Below are 1,266 nucleotides of genomic sequence, written 5' to 3'. Positions count from 1 at the left end.
TGTAGTGGCACACTGAATTTGGCCACCTAATAAGAAATGTTATGATCTCATTCATAGCGAATTTAGGTGACAAAATGAATAAAAGTAAACGTGCACGATATAGCGCAGCGATTAAGCTCGAAACTGCCCAATTAGTCATTGACCAGGGCTATACACAAGAAGCGGCAGCCAAAGCCATGAACGTAGGTAAATCAACGGTCAGTAAGTGGGTAACGCAGCTTCAGGTCGAGCGCAAAGGGCTTGCTCCTAAAGCCTCACCCATGACGCCTGAGCAGATAGAGATTAGGGCACTTAAACGAGAAATTGAGCGGATTAATCTTGAGAAAGAAATCCTAAAAAAGGCTACCGCTCTCTTGATGTCGGACTCGCTGAACACTTCTCGATAATCGAGAAGCTCAATGAGAGCAATAAATATCCTATTTCAGTGTTATGCCATGCATTTAACGTGAACCGCAGTAGTTATCGTTATTGGGTGAGTCATGAGCATATTGTGACGCCAGAGCAGCGACGTTTAGAATGTGAAGTCAAAGCGATACATACGCAAAGCAACCAGTCCGCTGGTGCGAGAAACATTGCCACTATCGCTTCTGAACGGGGTTTTGCACTAAGTCGTTATCGAGCAACTAGGCTAATGAAAAAGCTAGGATTAGTCAGTTGCCAACAACCGAAACATCACTACAAGAAGGCTGGGAAGGAGCATGTCGCTATCCCCAATATACTCGAACGACAATTTGCAGTGGTTGAACCAAACACCGTCTGGTGTGGCGATGTCACTTACATTTGGGCGGGTAATCGCTGGTGCTATTTAGCGGTTGTACTGGACTTATTTTCCAGAAAAGCGGTGGGTTGGGCAATGTCATTTTCACCAGATACTGAGTTAACGGTGAAAGCACTGGAAATGGCATTTGAATCACGGAGTAAGCCTAAAAACCTGATATTTCACTCAGACCAAGGCAGTCATTACACTAGCCTTAAATACCGTCAACGGCTGTGGAAATATCAAATAACCCAGAGCATGAGTCGCCGAGGTAACTGCTGGGATAATGCGCCAATGGAGCGATTTTTCAGGAGTTTAAAAACGGAATGGGTGCCAACGCAAGGCTATAAGAGTTTTGTTGAAGCTAAACAAGATGTGACTGATTATATTATTGGCTATTACAGCCAAGTCAGGCCACATCATTATAATGCAGGATTAAGCCCAAATGAATCAGAGCGAAGATTTTGGGAAGATTCTAAAGCCGTGGCCAAATTTAGTTGACCACTACA

The 1,266-nt window shown here is 44.2% G+C and carries 1 protein-coding gene; it reads left to right on the top strand.

What is annotated here, in order from left to right:
* The first annotated feature begins 74 nt into the window (after nucleotides 1-74).
* Nucleotides 75-1,258, top strand: a protein-coding gene (locus L5M40_RS22485; protein ID WP_115407235.1) for an IS3 family transposase whose coding sequence is annotated in 2 segments (ribosomal slippage) — nucleotides 75-333 and nucleotides 333-1,258 — 1,185 coding nt in all. Because the reading frame shifts where the segments join, the coding sequence is not laid out codon by codon here.
* Nucleotides 1,259-1,266 lie beyond the last annotated feature (8 nt).

It is taken from the genome of Shewanella sp. SM68 (assembly GCF_025653925.1).
Lineage (GTDB): Bacteria > Pseudomonadota > Gammaproteobacteria > Enterobacterales > Shewanellaceae > Shewanella > Shewanella oncorhynchi.
This window is presented reverse-complemented; position numbering and strand designations above follow the sequence as displayed.